Below are 17,180 nucleotides of genomic sequence, written 5' to 3'. Positions count from 1 at the left end.
TGCAGGGCAACGGCCCGGACCTGCCCGCTGCCGCGCGCCATACGCGGCATGCAAAAACAAAAGGGGCCCCGCAGGGCCCCCTCCTCTTGCCAGCCGGCTGCGCGGCTTACACCGTCACGCCGTCGGCGACTTCCTTGAAGTCCTCGATCTGGTCGAAGTTCATGTACTTATAGATCTTGTCGCCATTGGCGTTGAGCACGCCCATGTCGGCCATGTACTCTTCCTTGGTGGGGATGCGGCCGAGGCGCGAGCAGATTGCCGCCAGTTCGGCGGAGCCCAGGTACACATTGGTGTTCTTGCCCAGGCGGTTCGGGAAGTTGCGGGTCGAGGTCGACATCACGGTCGCGCCTTCGCGCACCTGGGCCTGGTTGCCCATGCACAGCGAGCAGCCCGGCATTTCGGTGCGGGCACCGGCGGTGCCGAACACGCCGTAGTGGCCTTCCTCGGTCAGTTGCTTCTGATCCATCTTGGTCGGCGGAGCGACCCACAGCTTGACCGGGATGTCGCGCTTGCCTTCCAGCAGCTTCGACGCTGCGCGGAAGTGGCCGATGTTGGTCATGCACGAACCGATGAAGACTTCGTCGATCTTGGCGCCAGCCACTTCCGACAGCGTCTTCACGTCGTCCGGGTCGTTCGGGCAGGCCACGATCGGCTCATGCACGTCGGCCAGGTCGATCTCGATCACGGCGGCGTACTCTGCGTCGGCGTCCGGCTCGAGCAGCTTCGGATCGGCCAGCCACGCTTCCATGGCCTTGATGCGGCGCTGCAGGCTGCGCGGGTCTTGATAGCCCTGGGCGATCATCCACTTCAGCAGCGTGATGTTGCTGTTGATGTATTCGATGATCGGGTCCTTGTTCAGGCGCACCGTGCAACCGGCGGCCGAACGCTCGGCCGAGGCATCCGACAGCTCGAACGCTTGCTCGACCTTCAGGTCGGGCAGGCCTTCGATTTCCAGGATGCGGCCCGAGAAGATGTTCTGCTTGCCTTGCTTGGCCACGGTCAGCAGGCCTTGCTTGATCGCGTACAGCGGGATCGCGTTGACCAGGTCGCGCAGGGTCACGCCCGGCTGCATCTGGCCCTTGAAGCGGACCAGCACCGATTCCGGCATGTCCAGCGGCATCACGCCGGTGGCCGCGGCAAAGGCCACCAGGCCCGAGCCGGCCGGGAAGCTGATGCCGATCGGGAAGCGGGTGTGCGAGTCGCCGCCGGTGCCGACGGTGTCGGGCAGCAGCATGCGGTTCAGCCACGAGTGGATCACGCCGTCGCCCGGGCGCAGCGAGATGCCGCCGCGGGTGCTGATGAATTCGGGCAGGGTGTGGTGGGTCTTGACGTCGACCGGCTTCGGGTAGGCGGCGGTGTGGCAGAAAGACTGCATCACCAGGTCGGCCGAGAAGCCCAGGCAGGCCAGGTCCTTCAGCTCGTCGCGGGTCATCGGGCCGGTGGTGTCCTGCGAGCCCACCGAGGTCATCTTCGGTTCGCAGTAGGTGCCCGGGCGGATGCCCTTGCCTTCCTGCAGGCCGCACGCGCGGCCAACCATCTTCTGCGCCAGCGTGAAGCCCTTGCCGGTATCGGCCGGGTTCTGCGGCAGGCGGAACAGCGTCGACGGAGCCAGGCCCAGCGCCTCGCGTGCCTTGGCGGTCAGGCCACGGCCGACGATCAGCGGAATGCGGCCGCCGGCGCGGACTTCGTCGAACAGCACGTCGGACTTGACCTTGAACTCGGCGATCACTTCACCGTTCTTCAGCGCCTTGCCTTCGTACGGGCGCAGCTCGACCACGTCGCCCATTTCCATCTTCGACACGTCCAGCTCGATCGGCAGCGCGCCGGCGTCTTCCATGGTGTTGTAGAAGATCGGGGCAATCTTGTTGCCCAGGCACACGCCGCCGAAGCGCTTGTTCGGGATGAAGGGGATGTCTTCACCGGTGAACCACAGCACCGAGTTGGTGGCCGACTTGCGCGAGGAACCGGTACCGACCACGTCGCCGACGTAGGCGACCAGGTGGCCCTTGTCCTTCAGCGACTCGATGAACTTGATGGGGCCGCGCTTGCCGTCTTCTTCCGGCTGGAACGCCGCGCCTTCGCGCTTGTTCTTCAGCATCGCCAGCGCGTGCATCGGGATGTCCGGGCGGGTGGTGGCGTCCGGGGCCGGCGACAGGTCGTCGGTGTTGGTTTCGCCCGGCACCTTGAACACGGTGATGGTCAGGCTTTGCGGCACTTCCGGACGGCTGGTAAACCACTCGGCGTCGGCCCAGCTCTGCAGCACGGCCTTGGCGTTGGCGTTGCCCTTGTCGGCCTTCTCCTTCACGTCGTGGAAGGCGTCGAACATCAGCAGGGTCTTCTTCAGCGCGTCGGCGGCGACGGTGCCGACTTCGGCATCGTCCAGCAGCTCGATCAGCGGCGAGATGTTGTAGCCGCCCAGCATGGTGCCCAGCAGCTCGGTGGCCTTGGCCCGCGAGATCAGCGCGCATTGTTCCTTGCCCAGCGCCACGGCGGCCAGGTACGAGGCCTTGACCTTGGCGGCGTCATCGACGCCGGCCGGGACGCGGTGCGAGATCAGCTCGACCAGGTTCTGTTCTTCACCGGCGGGCGGGTTCTTCAGCAGTTCGATCAGCTCGGCCGTTTGCTTGGCGGTCAGGGGCAGAGGGGGGATGCCAAGCGCGGCGCGCTCGGCCACATGTGCGCGATAGTTTTCAAGCATGGGAACCTGCTGAGTAATTAGGTTTAGAAAGACTCGGTACGTCGCGATTGTAGTCCGAAGCGGCTGCGGGGTCAAATGTCTTATATCTTATATAAGAGTGTATTCAGGGAAATCCATGTGAAACAAAGACTTGCTGGATGAAGGAGTTGAAGACTCGCATGATTGGCTACCCGACTAGCGTAGTAGGGATTGTGGGGTGGTGGGCATGTGGCTTTGGGGTTGGGTGTCGTGCTTGACTAGCGTGGCTGTTTCGCCGGCGTAGCCGGCGACTTACTCTTTTGTCCGAGCGACAAAAGAGTAAGCAGAAAAACGCGTCGCCTCTGGGCGGCTGGCCAAGGCGGCGTTGGTCATTCGGGTGGTGGCGTCTTGCGGTCAGGGGTCCGGTGGTTCGACCCTGCTGACGCTACCGGGAGGTGCCTGGCGTTCGGGGTCGGATGGACGAACCCGACTTTAGGTCGGTGGCAGCCTGCTAACCAGGTTGTTGGTGGGACGCCTTCGGCTGCGCTGCGCGCGCTCACCATCTCAGGTCGTATGCTCTGGCACGGAGTGCGTCGCTGCGCTCGCACGGCGTTGTCGCGGGCGAGCCCAAAAGCTTGGTTTCGCTCACGCTTGTTCTCTCCCCCCATTCGCAACACCCTCCCCCCCACCCGATACCGACACTCAAGTTCCTCCGTCAACAAGCGTTAACCACCCTGCAGGCGCGCAACACAACGGCGCCCGCTCGCGTAGCCGTGCCTGCTCCCTTTCCGCTCAAATGGCCAAGCTGAAAGGGTTTCCCCCTTTTTTTCGGCCCTTTGCTGGCCTGCAATTCCGGAAGAATGGCAGGCATTCCGATACAGGCTTCTCATGGCGAACACGGCTTCCCCTCCCCGGACTGGCAACACAGGCAAGCGCGGCCGGCTACTGCTGATCGGCGCCGGCGTGCTGGTGGTGGCACTGGGTGCCGGAGGCTTCGTGCTGGGCAGCATCCTGAGCAACCGCCAGCCGGCGGCGCCCACCGCGCCCGCCGCTCCGGTGGTCCCGCCGCCGATCTTCGTGCCGCTGGACGCGTTCACCGTCAACCTGCGCAGCGACGACGGCGACCGCTTCCTGCACACCGGCCTGTCGCTGAAGGTGGCGGACGCCGAGACCCAGGCGCGCCTGGCCCAGTACCTGCCCGAGGCGCGCAGCCGCATCCTGCTGCTGCTGTCGGCCAGGCAGCCGGCCGAGCTTGCCACCGTCGACGGCAAGCGCAAGCTGGCCGACGATATCCGCGACACCATCAGCAAGCCGTTTGCCAGCGGCCTGCCGGCGCAACGCGTGCTGGACGTGCTGTTCACCTCGTTCGTGGTGCAGTAAGCGGAAAGCCAGGCAGCACGTTTCATCCATAACGCCGCACAAGGGGCAGGACACTAGATGGCCTACGACAAGTTCCTCTCGCAAGACGAGGTAGACGAGCTGCTCAAGGGCGTATCCGGCGAGGCCGATACGCCCAAGGTCAGCGAGACTGCGCCCGACGAGGGCGGGGTACGCCCCTACAACCTGGCGACGCAGGAACGCATCATCCGCGGCCGCCTGCATACGCTGGAAATCATCAACGAGCGCTTTGCGCGCTCGCTGCGCACGGCGCTGTTCAACTTTATCCGCCGCGGCGCGGACATCACCGTGGGCAGCATCAGGATCGAAAAGTTCGGCGATTTCGCGCGCAACCTGCCGATGCCGACCAACCTGAACCTGGTCCACCTGAAGCCGCTGCGCGGCACGGCGCTGTTCGTCTACGACCCCAACCTGGTGTTCCTGGTGGTCGACAACCTGTTCGGCGGCGACGGCCGCTTCCACACCCGCGTGGAAGGCCGCGACTTTACCCAGACCGAGCAGCGCATCATCCAACGCATGCTGGAGCTGACGCTGAACAGCTACGGCAACGCCTGGCGCACCGTGCATCCGATCGAGACCGAGTACATCCGCTCGGAGATGCATCCCAAGTTTGCCAACGTCGCCACGCACAACGAGGCCGTGGTGACCACCGCCTTCCACATCGAGCTGGGCGCCGTCGGCGGGCAGCTTCACGTATGCCTGCCGTACGCGATGATCGAGCCCCTCAAGGACCTGCTGATGAATCCGCTGCAGGACGAGAAAGAGGTCGACAAGGGCTGGGTCACGCAACTGTCGACGCAGCTGCGCGCGGCCGAGGTTGAGCTGGTGGCCGAATTCGCCCACCTGCAAAGCACCGTGGCCGAAGTGCTGGCGATGCGTGCCGGCGACGTGCTGCCGATCGAGCTGCCCGAGAAGGTGTTCGGCAAGGTGGACGGCGTGCCCGTGATGCAATGCGGCTTCGGCACGATCAACGGCCAGTACGCGCTGCGGGTAGAACGAATGATCAATCACCAGGACGGCGATTCCCACCTGGATACCGAGGACACCGATTATGACTGACGGCATCGAGGACAAGCCGGTCGACCCGATGGACGACTGGGCCAGCGCGCTGGCCGAGCAGACCAGCGCCACTTCCGCCGAAGCCCCCGCCGCTGCCGCGCCGGCCGCGCCCACCGCCACGCCGGCCGCGGCCACGGTGTTCCCGCCGCTGGCCAAGGAAGCGCCGAGCGGCTTCCGCAACGATATCGAGATGATCCTCGATATCCCGGTGCAGCTGACGGTGGAGCTGGGCCGCACCAAGGTGCCCATCAAGAACCTGCTGCAACTGGCGCAGGGCTCGGTGGTGGAGCTGGACGGCCTGGCCGGCGAGCCGATGGACGTGCTGGTCAACGGCTACCTGATCGCGCAGGGCGAGGTCGTGGTGGTCAACGACAAGTTCGGCATCCGCCTGACCGACATCATCACGCCGTCCGAACGCATCCGGAAGCTGAACAAATGACAGCCACGACCCGCGCCTTGCTGACTGCGCTGGCGGTGCTGCCTTGCGCCGCTACCGCCGCGGAAGACACGCACGTGCCAGCCATCAGCGGAGCGGCCAGCCTGGCGCAGGCGGGGCTGGGGCTGTTCGCCATCATCGCGCTGATCCTGGGCATTGCCTGGGTGGCGCGGCGTGCCGGCCTGGTGCGCCACGCCACCGGCGGCGCGATCAAGGTGGTCGGCAGCACCATGCTCGGCGCACGCCAGCGCCTGGTGCTGGTCGAGGTGGGAGACAGCTGGCTGGTGCTGGGCGTGAGCCCCGGCGAAATCCGTCCGCTGCACACCCTGGCCGCCGGCACGCCCGCCGCCAGCCAGACCATCGTCCACGGCGCCGCCGGCCCGTCGCAACCGCCCAACGGCGGCAGCTTTGCCGAAAAGCTGCTGCGCTCCATGCAGGCCCAGTTCAAGTCATGACTTCCCCGCGTGCCACGCCGTGGCGCCCGCTGCCGCGCCATGCGGACGCCGCGCGCCAGTTCCCGCTACCCCTGCCGATACTGCCGCTGCTGGCGCTGATGCTGGCGCTTGGCGCGCTGGCGCCGGGCCCCGCGTGGGCCCAGGCGCTGCCCGGCGTCATCAGCAAGCCTGCTCCGGGCGGCGGCCAGATCTGGTCGCTGCCGGTGCAGACGCTGGTGCTGTTGACCTCGCTGTCGTTCCTGCCGGCGGCGATGCTGATGATGACCGGCTTCACCCGCATCATCATCGTGCTGGGCCTGCTGCGCAACGCGCTCGGCACGGCCACCTCGCCGCCCAACCAGGTGCTGGTGGGCCTGTCGCTGTTCCTGACCTTCTTCGTGATGTCGCCGGTCTTCGACCGCGTCTACAACGACGCCTACAAGCCGCTGTCCGAGAACAAGCTCAGCCTGGAAGGCGCCGCGGCCAAGGCCGCCGAGCCGCTCAAGGCCTTCATGCTGCGCCAGACCCGCGAGAAGGACCTGGCCATGTTCGCGCAGATGGCCAAGGCGCCGGAAATGCAGGGCCCGGAGGAAGTCCCGCTCAGCATCCTGGTGCCGGCCTTCGTCACCAGCGAGCTGAAGACCGCGTTCCAGATCGGCTTCACCATCTTTATCCCGTTCCTGATCATCGACCTGGTGGTCGCTAGCGTGCTGATGGCGATGGGCATGATGATGGTGCCGCCGGCCACCATCTCGCTGCCGTTCAAGCTGATGCTGTTCGTGCTGGTCGACGGGTGGCAGTTGCTGCTGGGTTCGCTGGCGCAGAGCTTCATGAACTGAGGCCGGCCCCCGGCGCCCGCCACCCTTCACATAACCGAGCCATGACCCCGGAAACCGTAATGACCATCGCCACCCAGGCGATGAAGATGACCCTGCTGCTGGCTGCCCCGCTGCTGCTGGTGGCGCTGGCCGCCGGCCTGGTGGTCAGCCTGTTCCAGGCCGCCACCCAGATCAACGAGATGACGCTGAGCTTCATCCCCAAGCTGATCGCGCTGTTCGCCACCATGGTGCTGGCCGGACCGTGGATGATCAATGCGATGGTCGACTACATGCGCGAGGTGTTCCAGAGCATTCCCGCGCTGGCGCACTGACGGCCGCCCCCGCCGACACCCTCCGCCGCTGTCCGCCACCGTTGCCGCCCTTCGCCCTGCCTGCCCGCTGACCCGCCGCCGTGATCGAGTTCACCTCAGCCCAGCTCTACGGCTGGCTCGCGGCTTTCCTGTGGCCGTTCTTCCGCATCCTAGCGCTGCTCGGCACCGCGCCGCTGTTCGGTGAATCGACCATCCCGCGGCGCGCCAAGATCGCGCTGTCGGCGCTGATCGCCATGATCGTTTCGCCCACCATCGCCCAGCTGCCGGTCGTGCCGGTGTACTCGTTCGGCGGGCTGATGATCATCCTCAATGAAGTCGGCATCGGCCTGGCCACGGGCTTTGTCATGCGGCTGGTGTTTGCCACCGTGCAGCAGGCCGGCGAGATCATCGGCCTGCAGATGGGCCTGTCGTTCGCGTCCTTCTTCGACCGCGCGGCCGGCGGCCAGACCATGGTGCTGTCGCGCTTCCTGAACCTGATCGCGGTGCTGCTGTTCCTGGCGCTGGACGGCCACCTGCTGATGCTGGGCGCGCTAGTCGACAGCTTCAACAGCCTGCCCATCGGCGGCACCCCGTTGTCCGCCGGCGGCGCCATGGCGGTGGCCCGGGCCGGCGGCATGGTGTTCGCCTCGGGCCTGCTGCTGGCGCTGCCGATGATCGCCGCGCTGCTGACGCTGAACCTGGCCATGGGCATACTGAACCGCGCCTCGCCGCAACTGTCGATCTTCGCGGTGGGCTTCCCGGTCACGCTGTCGGGCGGGCTATTGGTGCTGACCCTGGTGATGCCGCAGATGGGCAGCTACATGCTGCATATGATCGAGGCGGGGCTGGAGGCGGTGGGGATGGTGCTGGAGCAGTTCGGGCGGTAGGGTCTTCTCGCCAAACTATCTTAGAGATCGAATATCTCTTGACATGGCACATGCAGGCGCTAGTATTACACCATGTACTTCGATCTCTAAGATTAATGAGGTACCGCAACCACCGCCCAGGAGCCCTTAATGTATGACATTTTTGCCACCGACAAGCTGATCGATCTCTGGCTGACCGAAGACATCGGCATCTGCGACCTGACCGTCCAGACCATGATAGAACCGGGAGAGACCGGCACCTTTTGCATGAACGCCCGCGAGCCGATGCTCATCGCCGGCATCGATGTGGCGACACGCATCTTTGCGCGCTACGATCCGACGCTGTCCATCGATGTGCGCGTCGCCGATGGCGACAAGGTTGAAAAAGGCGCGGTGTTGCTCAACGTGAGCGGCAACGCACGCAGCGTCCTGACGGCAGAGCGCACCGCGCTGAACATCATGCAGCGCCTGTGCGGCATCGCCAACCACACCGCAACGTATGTCCAAGCCATTGCCCACACCAAGGCTCGCCTGATCGACAGCCGCAAGACGACGCCGGGGCTGCGCGCGCTGGAAAAACACGCGGTGACCTGCGGCGGCGGATTGAACCACCGGCTGAGCCTGGACAACGGCGTGATGATCAAGGACAACCACATCGCCGTGTGCGGCAGCATCGCCGCCGCCGTGGCGCGCGTGCGCCGCAAGCTGCCCGTGTTGACCAAGCTGGAAGTGGAATGCGATCGGCTGGAACAGGTGCACGAAGCGCTGGCGGCCGGTGTCGACGTGATCATGCTGGACAACATGTCGGTGCCCGACATGAAAGAAGCGGTGCAGATCGTCAATGGCCGTACCAAGGTCGAGGCTTCGGGTGGCATCCGCCTGGAAACGATCCGGGCCGTGGCCGAAACGGGCGTGGACTACATCTCCACGAGCCGGATCACCCAGTCTGCCCCCGCCGTCGATATCGGCCTCGACGAGGCCTGACACCCGGGGCGCCAGATCCCGGCCGATTCACGCCTTCTACCCAAGGCATTCAACCTCGCCGGTCTCGCCCGGCGAGGGTCTTTTCCCTTGCGGCGCGCCTACAGATCCGAGAGCAGACGCCCGACTTCCTGCGTGGACGGAACCCGTCGCCCATGCTCGGCCGACGCGACCTCGTCGGCGACCAGACGCTCCGCGATCGTGATCAGCACCCGGCGCGTAGTCAGCACGTCTGCTTCGCTCAGCCCCTGCACGCTGAGTTCATTCACCTCGGTGGCCAGCGGTTCAAGCTTGCGGCGCAGCGCGCGTCCGGTCTTGCTGAGGAACACATGCACCTTCTTCCTATTGCCGGGAAGATGCGTACGTTCGACGTAGCCCAGCGCCTCCAGCGCCTTGACTGCCGCAAACGTCGTCGGCTCGGTCACGCCGGCCCGCTCGCTCAGTTCTCGCTGCGACAGGCCATCATGCCGCCACAGGATACGCAGGATGGTCCAGTGGCCGTACGAAACCGAATGCTCCGCCAGGCGCAACTGCAGCGCACGGATATAGGCCCGCGCAGCATCCTTCACCAGGTGGGCAAGCCGTTCTTCATCGGCTTCATCGGCAGGCGTGATCGTGACCGGGGCATCCGGCTGTCTTGTGGCCATAGTCGTGAGGGAAAGTAAAACGCATGCAGGCGGCACCGTGGAACCGGTGCCAGCGACAGCACACATGATAGCGCCTCCGGCGCCCGCGCACCGCCGCCACGCGACGCGGCCAACACACCTTTCCATGTAGCGTTCACTCCATCAGTGCACCCTGCCCGCGGCGCTGGCACGGCGCACCATCACTGCGCTTAGCGCATCCCCGTATTTTCCCCTACGACACCTCGAATGCCGCGCACACGCTGGATTTGCGGGGACTGGCCCGCTGCTTGCATTACCTTAGACATCGAACTTAACTTGACACCCCGGGAGCCGGTGCTAGCATGATTCCACAACTTCGACATCTAAGGTAATTCAATGAAGACGACGGGAACATTCTTTTTTGTCGTGGGACCCAGTGGCGCCGGCAAGGACTCCCTGATCGACGGCGCCAGGGCCATGCTGGATGACGGCTACGTATTCGCGCGCCGCGTCATTACGCGTCCGGGCGGCTCTGCCGGCGAAGACCACGAGGGCGTCTCGGAGTCGGAGTTCGTGCGACGTCAACGGTGCGGAGAGTTCCTGGTCACGTGGAACGCGCACGAGCTCAGCTATGGGTTGCCCAGCTCCCTGATGCTCGAGCTCGACCGCGGGCGCAACGTCGTGGCCAATGGCTCGCGCGGCGCCATCGCCGAACTCGCGGCCCGCTTGCCCCGCTTCGTGGTGGTGCTGGTGACGGCGCCGAAAGATGTCCTCGCCCGGCGCATTGCCGCGCGCGGGCGGGAATCGGGCGAACAGGTCGCCAGACGCGTGTCGCGCACGGGAACCCCGCTGCCCCCGCATGTGTCGTGTATCACGGTGCCGAATGACAGCACGCTGGAAGCGGGCACCGCGCGCTTTATCGAAGCCCTGCGCCATGGCGCCGCGCCATCCGCCGCCGGACGGCCGGCCAGCCGCGCCAACCTGATGGCCAAGCTGCGCGGCGAACCGCTCAACGAAGCCGCCTACGTTGCGGTGTTGCAAGATGCCATTGCCGGAAGGTACACCCGGGCAGAACTGACCGACTTCCTCGTTGCGGCGACGCGCATGCTGACGGACGACGAGGTAGTTGCGCTGGCGCGCGCGCGTACTGCCTTCACCCCCCGCATTGACTGGGACGAACCCCTTGTGGTCGACAAGCATTCGATGGGTGGCGTTCCCGGCAGCCGCATCACGCTGATCGTGGTGCCGATTGTCGCCGCCTACGGGCTCGCGATGCCCAAGACATCCTCGCGCGCGATCACGTCCGCGGCCGGCACCGCCGATGCCATGGAGACGTTGGCGCGCGTCGACCTGGCGCCTGAAGAGGTGCGCCGATGCGTGGCTCAGGCGCGCGCATGCATTGCGTGGAACGGCCGGCTGAACCACTCCGTGATCGACGACGTGATGAACGCCATCACCCTGCCGCTACGGCTGGATTCGCGGCGCTGGTCCGTGGCATCGATCCTGTCGAAGAAATACACCGCCGGCGCTACCCACGTCATCGTCGACTTGCCCTACGGCCCGCAAACCAAGCTGGCCACGCGCGCCGATGCCGAGGCCCTTGGCGCTCTGTTCGAACAGGTCGGCGAGGGCCTGGGCCTGCACGTGCGCGCACTGGCCACGGACGGCAGCCGACCGATCGGCCGCGGCGTCGGACCGGCACTGGAAGTGCGCGACGTCCGTCTCGTGCTCGACAACGCTCCCGATGCCCCCGCCGACCTGCGTGAAAAAGCGCTGCGCTTTGCCGGCGAAATCATCGCCTTCGATCCCCAAGTCGGGTCTTCTGAACGCGGCATGCAAATAGCGGCCGCACTGCTGAACGAAGGCAAGGCAAAGGCGGCGTTTGACCGCATCGCCGCAGCGCAAGGCATCCGTGCGGAGCCAGTGGTAGCCGGTGCGTACACGCAGCTCGTGGCTGCCGATGCGCAAGGCCGGGTCAAAAGCATCGATGGCCTGCAGATTTCCGCGGTGGCGCGCGCCGCCGGAGCACCGGTCGATGCCGGCGCGGGCGTCGACATGCTTTGCACAAGTGGCACAAAGGTAGTGCAGGGACAACCTCTCTACCGTATCCATGCCGGCTGCGCTGAAGCGCTTGACGCGGCCGCGGCACTCGCGCGCGCTGGCGGCGCTTGCTGCCAGGCGGTGCGTATAGACCCCGATTGACCGGCCTTTCCGCTTCCCTCACCCTAACCGACGAGGCATACCAATGAGACCCCTATCCGTCGTCAGCAGTCTGGCATCGCTCCTGTTTTTGGCTGGTACCCTGGGCACCATGCCCGGGCGCGCCGAAGCCAACATCGCCAACGCCTTCCCGCAAAAGCCGATCCGCGTGGTGGTGACGTTCCCGGCCGGAGGCGGAACCGATTCTCTCGCGCGCCTGCTCGGCAATGACCTCAGCAAGTCGCTGGGGCAGCCGGTGGTGGTCGACAACCGGCCCGGCGCCAGCGGCAATATTGGCGCCGAATTCGTCGCCAAAAGCCCTGCCGACGGCTATACGCTGCTTATCGTCAACAGCAGCTTCGCCATCAACCCGAGCGTTTTCAAGAAGCTGCAGTTCAATCCGAAGTCGGATTTCAGCGCCGTCATCACCTTCGCTTCGGTACCGTCGGTGATTGCCGTGCCATCGCACTCCAGGCTCCGTACTTTCAGCGACTTGCTTGCCGCGGGCAAGAGCGCCGCACCCCCCAGCTATGCGTCGTGCGGCAACGGCACGCCACAGCATCTGGCCGGCGAATTGCTGAAGGCCTCGGCAAAGATGGATATGCTGCACGTTCCGTACAAGGGTTGTGCCCCCGCCATTGCCGACGTGCTTGGCAACCAGGCCGATGTCAGCGTCAACACGCTGACCAACACCATCCCCTATCTGAAGAGCAACAAGCTGCGCGCACTGGCCGTCACGTCGAAGACGCGATCGCCGTTCCTGCCCGACGTGCCCACCGTGAGCGAGTTGGGGGTGACCGGCTATGACGTCGACCAGTGGTTCGGCATCCTCGCGCCAGCGCATACACCGCCCGAGATCGTGCAAAAGCTGAACACGGAAATTGCCAAGGCCATCGCCAAGCCCGAGATCAAGACATCGCTCACGCAACTCGGCTTTGCCACGACGACAAGCACCCCTGCCGAGTTCCAGAAGCTGGTGAGCGCCGACATCGATCGCTGGCAGAAATTCTCAACGAAGATCAATCTGCTCGTCGACTGACCGTGCGGGGTACAGTCCCGGCTACAGCAGGCAGACCCCGGCGCTTGCGCATTGCATGCGTTGCTGGATGGGCGCAAGAGAGTTCCCGTGCGCGCGTGTTCCCGCCGGGCCTTACCCCTTCACGCACACCACCTGCCGCAGCGTGTGCACCACCTCCACCAGGTCCGCCTGCGCCGCCATCACCGCGTCGATGTCCTTGTACGCCATCGGAATCTCGTCGATCACGGCAGCGTCCTTGCGGCATTCCACCCCTTGCGTCGCCTGCTTCTGGTCGGCCACGGTGAAGCGGCGCTTGGCCTCGGTGCGGCTCATGGTGCGGCCCGCGCCGTGGCTGCACGAGCAGAACGACTCCGGATTGCCCTTGCCGCGCACGATGAAAGAGCGCGCGCCCATCGAGCCCGGGATGATGCCCAACTCGCCGGCGCGCGCGCTGACCGCGCCCTTGCGCGTGACCAGCACGTCGGCGCCGAAGTGGTGTTCCTTCTGCACGTAGTTATGGTGGCAGTTGACCGCTTCGAGCTGCGCCTGGAACGGCTTGCGCAGCACCCGCTGCGCCGCGGCCAGCACGGCCTCCATCATCAGCTCGCGGTTGCGGCGGGCGTAGGCCTGCGCCCATGACACGGCGTAGATATAGTCCTCGTAGTGCGGCGAGCCTTCCACCAGGTAGGCCAGGTCGCGGTCCGGCAGGTTGGCCAGGTGTTGGCGCATGTCCTGCTGGGCCAGCGTGATGAAGGTGGTGCCGATGGCATTGCCGATGCCGCGCGAGCCGCTGTGCAGCATGAACCAGACTGACTGGGCCTCGTCCAGGCACACCTCTATGAAATGGTTTCCGGTGCCGAGCGTGCCCAGGTGGCTGCGATGGTTGGCGCGCGCGAGGTGGGGGTATTTGTCGGTGATGCGGCGAAAGGCCGGTGCCATTTCGGCCCAGGCGGCGTCGACATGCGCCGGCGCCGAACCCCACGCGCCCTGGTCGCGCCGCCCGCCCTGCGCGCTGCGGCCATGCGGCACGGCATGCTCGATCGCGCTGCGCAGCTGGCCCAGGTTGTCCGGCAGGTCGGACGCCGTCAGCGAGGTCTTCACCGCCATCATGCCGCAGCCGATGTCGACCCCCACCGCCGCGGGAATCACCGCGCCTACCGTGGGAATCACCGAACCGATGGTCGACCCCTTGCCCAGATGTACGTCCGGCATCACCGCCAGATGGCGGAAGATGAACGGCATCCGGGCCGTGTTCACCAGCTGATCGCGCGCGGCGCTTTCCACCGGTACGCCGCGTGTCCACAGCTTGACCGGCTTGCCGGCGCCGGTGTCGAGTACGTCGTATTGATGCTTGTCCGCCATGTCGAGCCTGCCCCCGTCGTCACGCTTTGCAGCTTAGAGGCCGGGGCTTGCCAAGGATTCCCTAGCGGCCACCCTAGCCTACAAAGCCTGCAAACGCCCTCAGGTCCACATTGCCGCCCGACACGATGATGCCCACGCGCTTGCCCTTCACCTCGAGCTTGCCGTGCAGCACCGCCGCCGCGGCCAGGCAGCCGGTGGGCTCGGCAACGATCTTCATGCGCCCGGCGAAGAACTTCATGGTGTCGACCAACTCGGCGTCCGACACGGTGGCGATATCGGTCACCAGTTCGCGGATCACGGCGAAGGTGTGGTGGCCCAGGAACGGCGTCTGCGCGCCGTCGGCGATGGTCCGGGGCGTATCGATGCGGACGATCTCGCCGCTGCGCAGGCTGCGCTGGCCGTCGTTGCCGGCTTCGGGCTCGACGCCATATACCGCGCAGCCCGGTGACATCGCCTGCGCCGCGACCGCGCAGCCCGACAGCAACCCGCCGCCGCCCAGGCACACCACCAGCATGTCGAGCGGGCCGGTTTCCTCGAACAGTTCCTTGGCCGCGGTGCCCTGCCCGGCCATCACATGCGGGTGGTCATAGGGCGGGATCAGCGTCATGCCGCGCTCGGCGGCGATGCGCCGGCCCAGCGCCTCGCGGTCATCCTGGTAGCGGTCGTACAGCACGACCTCGGCGCCATAGCCGCGCGTGGCCTCGATCTTGATCGCGGGAGCGTCCTGCGGCATCACAATCACCGCCTGCACGCCCAGCAAGCGCGCGGACAGCGCGATCGCCTGCGCGTGGTTGCCGGAGGAAAACGCCAGCACGCCGCCCGCCTTCTGTTGCGGCGTGAACTGCGCAATGGCGTTGTAGGCGCCGCGGAACTTGAACGCGCCGATGCGCTGGAAGTTTTCGCACTTGAAGAACAGCTGCGCGCCGGTGGCGGCGTCCGCGGTGGCCGAGGTCAGCACCGGGGTGCGGTGGGCCGCCGCGCGGATCCGTTCGTGGGCGGCGGCAACGTCGTCGAAAGAAATCGGCAGGGCGGTCATGGCGGTGGCAAGAGGGAGTCGGGACCGGTCAGTTTACCCGTCCCGGCGCCCGCGCGCAGCTACGCCCCGCCGGCGGCTATGCCGTGGCCAGCCGGTGCGCCGCGCGCCGCGGCGCGGCCGGGGTACCGGCGGCCGACGGCATGGTCCCCGCTTCGCCCGGCAGGCGGAAGAAAGCCACCACCTCGCTCAGTTCGCGGCCCTGTTCTTCCAGCGCGCGCGAGGCGTTGGCCGCCTCGCTCACCAGCGACGCGTTCTGCTGCGTCACCTGGTCGATCTGCACGATGGCCTGGTTGACCTGCTCGATGCCGCGGGTCTGCTCGGCCGACGCCGTGGCGATTTCCTCGACGATGCCGGTCACGCGCGCCACCGCCTGGGTCACCTCGGCCATGGTCTGGCCGGCCTCGCTGGCCAGCGACGAACCATCCTGCACCTGCCGGCCCGACGCCTCGATCAGTTCCTTGATCTCCTTGGCCGCGCTGGACGAGCGCTGGGCCAGCCCGCGCACCTCGCTTGCCACCACGGCAAAGCCACGCCCCTGCTCGCCCGCGCGCGCGGCTTCCACTGCCGCGTTCAGCGCCAGGATATTGGTCTGGAAGGCAATGCCCTCGATGATGCCGGTGATCTCCGCGATCTTGCTCGAACTGGCGCTGATGTCCTGCATGGTGCCGACCACGCGCTGCACCGTGGTGCTGCCGCGCTGCGCCACATCCGCCGCGTTGCGTGCCAGCTCGCTGGCCTGGCGTGCGTTCTCGGTGTTCTGGCGCACGGTTTCGGTCAGCTCTTCCATGCTGGCAGCAGTCTGCTCCAGCGAGGCCGCCTGCTCCTCGGTGCGGCTGCTGAGGTCGGCATTGCCCAGGGCGATCTCGCTGGTGCTGATGGCGATATTGCCGCTGCTGGCGCGCACCTGGGTGACGGTGGCGGTCAGGCGCTCGTTCATGTCGCGCAGCGCCGCCAGCAGGCGGCCGGTCTCGTCATCGCGGTCCACCTCGATGCGCGCGCCCAGGTCGCCGCCGGCGACGGTGCCGGCCACGTCGACGGCACGCTGGATCGGGCGCGTGATGGCGCGCGTGATCAGCACGCCGCCGGCCAGTGCAATGGCAGCGGATACCAGCGAAATCAGGATCAGCAGGTTGCGCTGGCGCTCGTAGTCCGCCTCGAGCCTGCGCTTCATTTCATTCTGACGCGCTCTGGTGAACTCGGCGTAGGCATCGGTCGACTTGATCAGCGCCGCCAGCAACGGACGGCATTGCTTGTCGATCCGCGCGACCGCTTCCTCGATCTTGCGCTCCACCGCCAGCGCGACAATGCCGGTGGCAACCGGACCGTACTGCGCCTCGACCTTGGCCACGTCCTCGACCAGCTTGCGCGCTTCGTCGCTGACGCCAGGCTGGCGCACCATCTCGTTGAGCCGCGCCAGCCGGGCCTGCACGTCTTCATGCGCGCGCAGGGCGTCGGCCTTCTCGCGCTCCAGTTCGGCCGCATCCGTCACCAGCACCATGTTGCGCGCCGCGATGGCGCGCCGGTCGACCGCGCTGCGGACTTGCTCAGCCATGGCGGCGCGCGCGTTCAAGCCGTTCAGATAGTCATTGAAGCCGGCGGTCGCATCGCCGAGCGCATGCAGCGAATACGCCGATACCACCAACACCACGCCCGCCAGCGTGCCGAAACCGGCCAGCATCCGCGTGCGGATAGACAGATTCCTGAAATTCATGATCACTCCCCTTACCGTCCAAGAAGACGTATGCGCTTCCGTTGTTATGGTTCTAGCCCTGGTGCATGCCCGACGGCTGCATGCCACTGCGCGCCCGTTCCTGCCGGTCGGCACGGTGTGCGCGGTCCGACGGGGCGCGTGGCCCCGGCGGCGGTCTGGCATCCGTGCTCTTTGTTGCGGGGGCTAACGGTAGGGATGCGGGGAACTGTTCCCTACTGGAGTGGGGGATGGGAGAGTGATGGTGTCCATGCCGCGTTGTCAGTGCGCGGCGATGCACTTGCGGGGCCTCA

The 17,180-nt window shown here is 66.3% G+C and carries 15 protein-coding genes; 10 read left to right on the top strand and 5 right to left on the bottom strand.

Features of this window, described 5'->3' with window-relative positions; genetic code table 11:
• Positions 1-106: 106 nt before the first annotated feature.
• Positions 107-2,698 (bottom strand): bifunctional aconitate hydratase 2/2-methylisocitrate dehydratase, encoded by a 2,592-nt coding sequence (gene acnB / locus E5S69_RS12545; RefSeq protein ID WP_171514966.1) that lies wholly within the window; start codon positions 2,696-2,698, stop codon positions 107-109.
• 846 nt (positions 2,699-3,544) lie between these two features.
• On the opposite strand from acnB, the gene fliL reads away from it, so the two are divergent.
• From fliL to nadC, 8 genes are all read left to right on the top strand, one after another.
• Positions 3,545-4,036 (top strand): flagellar basal body-associated protein FliL, encoded by a 492-nt coding sequence (gene fliL, locus E5S69_RS12540; RefSeq protein ID WP_171514965.1) that lies wholly within the window; start codon positions 3,545-3,547, stop codon positions 4,034-4,036.
• A 57-nt stretch (positions 4,037-4,093) separates the two neighbouring features.
• Positions 4,094-5,113, top strand: coding sequence for a flagellar motor switch protein FliM (gene fliM / locus E5S69_RS12535; protein WP_171514964.1), 1,020 nt, complete (start codon positions 4,094-4,096; stop codon positions 5,111-5,113).
• Positions 5,106-5,552 carry a flagellar motor switch protein FliN gene (gene fliN / locus E5S69_RS12530; protein WP_171514963.1) on the top strand — a complete coding sequence of 149 codons (447 nt, stop codon included), beginning with the start codon at positions 5,106-5,108 and terminating at the stop codon, positions 5,550-5,552. The genes fliM and fliN overlap by 8 nt, the downstream gene beginning before the upstream one ends.
• The gene (gene fliO / locus E5S69_RS12525; protein ID WP_171514962.1) at positions 5,549-6,004 is read left to right on the top strand and encodes a flagellar biosynthetic protein FliO; all 456 of its coding nucleotides are present in this window, start codon (positions 5,549-5,551) and stop codon (positions 6,002-6,004) included. The genes fliN and fliO overlap by 4 nt, the downstream gene beginning before the upstream one ends.
• Before the next feature lie 77 nt (positions 6,005-6,081).
• Positions 6,082-6,822: a flagellar type III secretion system pore protein FliP gene (gene fliP, locus E5S69_RS12520; protein WP_423766626.1), complete on the top strand. Its 741-nt coding sequence runs from the start codon at positions 6,082-6,084 to the stop codon at positions 6,820-6,822.
• A 41-nt stretch (positions 6,823-6,863) separates the two neighbouring features.
• Entirely contained in the window at positions 6,864-7,133 is a 270-nt protein-coding gene (gene fliQ / locus E5S69_RS12515) for a flagellar biosynthesis protein FliQ (RefSeq protein ID WP_012355210.1), read from the top strand.
• An 80-nt stretch (positions 7,134-7,213) separates the two neighbouring features.
• A complete protein-coding gene (gene fliR, locus E5S69_RS12510) occupies positions 7,214-7,999 on the top strand; it encodes a flagellar biosynthetic protein FliR (RefSeq protein WP_171514961.1) in 786 nt (261 codons plus the stop codon).
• 129 nt (positions 8,000-8,128) lie between these two features.
• Entirely contained in the window at positions 8,129-8,962 is an 834-nt protein-coding gene (gene nadC / locus E5S69_RS12505) for a carboxylating nicotinate-nucleotide diphosphorylase (RefSeq protein ID WP_171514960.1), read from the top strand.
• Between the two features lie 98 nt (positions 8,963-9,060).
• On the opposite strand, the gene E5S69_RS12500 is transcribed toward nadC, so the two are convergent.
• The gene (locus E5S69_RS12500; RefSeq protein WP_171515101.1) at positions 9,061-9,606 is read right to left on the bottom strand and encodes a MarR family winged helix-turn-helix transcriptional regulator; all 546 of its coding nucleotides are present in this window, start codon (positions 9,604-9,606) and stop codon (positions 9,061-9,063) included.
• Positions 9,607-9,960: 354 nt separating this feature from the next.
• On the opposite strand from E5S69_RS12500, the gene phnN reads away from it, so the two are divergent.
• Together phnN and E5S69_RS12490 are read left to right on the top strand one after the other, a co-directional pair.
• The gene (gene phnN, locus E5S69_RS12495; RefSeq protein ID WP_171514959.1) at positions 9,961-11,766 is read left to right on the top strand and encodes a phosphonate metabolism protein/1,5-bisphosphokinase (PRPP-forming) PhnN; all 1,806 of its coding nucleotides are present in this window, start codon (positions 9,961-9,963) and stop codon (positions 11,764-11,766) included.
• A gap of 43 nt (positions 11,767-11,809) precedes the next feature.
• Positions 11,810-12,802, top strand: coding sequence for a tripartite tricarboxylate transporter substrate binding protein (locus E5S69_RS12490; protein WP_171514958.1), 993 nt, complete (start codon positions 11,810-11,812; stop codon positions 12,800-12,802).
• 111 nt (positions 12,803-12,913) lie between these two features.
• Here E5S69_RS12490 and E5S69_RS12485 read toward each other — a convergent pair whose 3' ends face one another.
• The 3 genes from E5S69_RS12485 to E5S69_RS12475 form a co-directional block, all read right to left on the bottom strand.
• On the bottom strand, positions 12,914-14,143 hold the full coding sequence (locus E5S69_RS12485; RefSeq protein WP_171514957.1) for an RtcB family protein: 1,230 nt from the start codon (positions 14,141-14,143) through the stop codon (positions 12,914-12,916).
• Positions 14,144-14,216: 73 nt separating this feature from the next.
• The gene (locus E5S69_RS12480; RefSeq protein ID WP_171514956.1) at positions 14,217-15,179 is read right to left on the bottom strand and encodes a threo-3-hydroxy-L-aspartate ammonia-lyase; all 963 of its coding nucleotides are present in this window, start codon (positions 15,177-15,179) and stop codon (positions 14,217-14,219) included.
• A 76-nt stretch (positions 15,180-15,255) separates the two neighbouring features.
• Positions 15,256-16,890, bottom strand: coding sequence for a methyl-accepting chemotaxis protein (locus E5S69_RS12475; RefSeq protein ID WP_171514955.1), 1,635 nt, complete (start codon positions 16,888-16,890; stop codon positions 15,256-15,258).
• Positions 16,891-17,180 lie beyond the last annotated feature (290 nt).

It is taken from the genome of Cupriavidus necator (assembly GCF_013141915.1).
Lineage (GTDB): Bacteria > Pseudomonadota > Gammaproteobacteria > Burkholderiales > Burkholderiaceae > Cupriavidus > Cupriavidus necator_B.
This window is presented reverse-complemented; position numbering and strand designations above follow the sequence as displayed.

Bases quoted from the DNA above. Each gene is read 5' to 3' on its own strand.
- acnB (WP_171514966.1), bottom strand. From the start codon at position 2,698: ATGCTTGAAAACTATCGCGCACATGTGGCCGAGCGCGCCGCGCTTGGC.
- fliL (WP_171514965.1), top strand. From the start codon at position 3,545: ATGGCGAACACGGCTTCCCCTCCCCGGACTGGCAACACAGGCAAGCGC.
- fliM (WP_171514964.1), top strand. From the start codon at position 4,094: ATGGCCTACGACAAGTTCCTCTCGCAAGACGAGGTAGACGAGCTGCTC.
- fliN (WP_171514963.1), top strand. From the start codon at position 5,106: ATGACTGACGGCATCGAGGACAAGCCGGTCGACCCGATGGACGACTGG.
- fliO (WP_171514962.1), top strand. From the start codon at position 5,549: ATGACAGCCACGACCCGCGCCTTGCTGACTGCGCTGGCGGTGCTGCCT.
- fliQ (WP_012355210.1), top strand. From the start codon at position 6,864: ATGACCCCGGAAACCGTAATGACCATCGCCACCCAGGCGATGAAGATG.
- nadC (WP_171514960.1), top strand. From the start codon at position 8,129: ATGTATGACATTTTTGCCACCGACAAGCTGATCGATCTCTGGCTGACC.
- E5S69_RS12500 (WP_171515101.1), bottom strand. From the start codon at position 9,606: ATGGCCACAAGACAGCCGGATGCCCCGGTCACGATCACGCCTGCCGAT.
- phnN (WP_171514959.1), top strand. From the start codon at position 9,961: ATGAAGACGACGGGAACATTCTTTTTTGTCGTGGGACCCAGTGGCGCC.
- E5S69_RS12490 (WP_171514958.1), top strand. From the start codon at position 11,810: ATGAGACCCCTATCCGTCGTCAGCAGTCTGGCATCGCTCCTGTTTTTG.
- E5S69_RS12485 (WP_171514957.1), bottom strand. From the start codon at position 14,143: ATGGCGGACAAGCATCAATACGACGTACTCGACACCGGCGCCGGCAAG.
- E5S69_RS12480 (WP_171514956.1), bottom strand. From the start codon at position 15,179: ATGACCGCCCTGCCGATTTCTTTCGACGACGTTGCCGCCGCCCACGAA.
- E5S69_RS12475 (WP_171514955.1), bottom strand. From the start codon at position 16,890: ATGAATTTCAGGAATCTGTCTATCCGCACGCGGATGCTGGCCGGTTTC.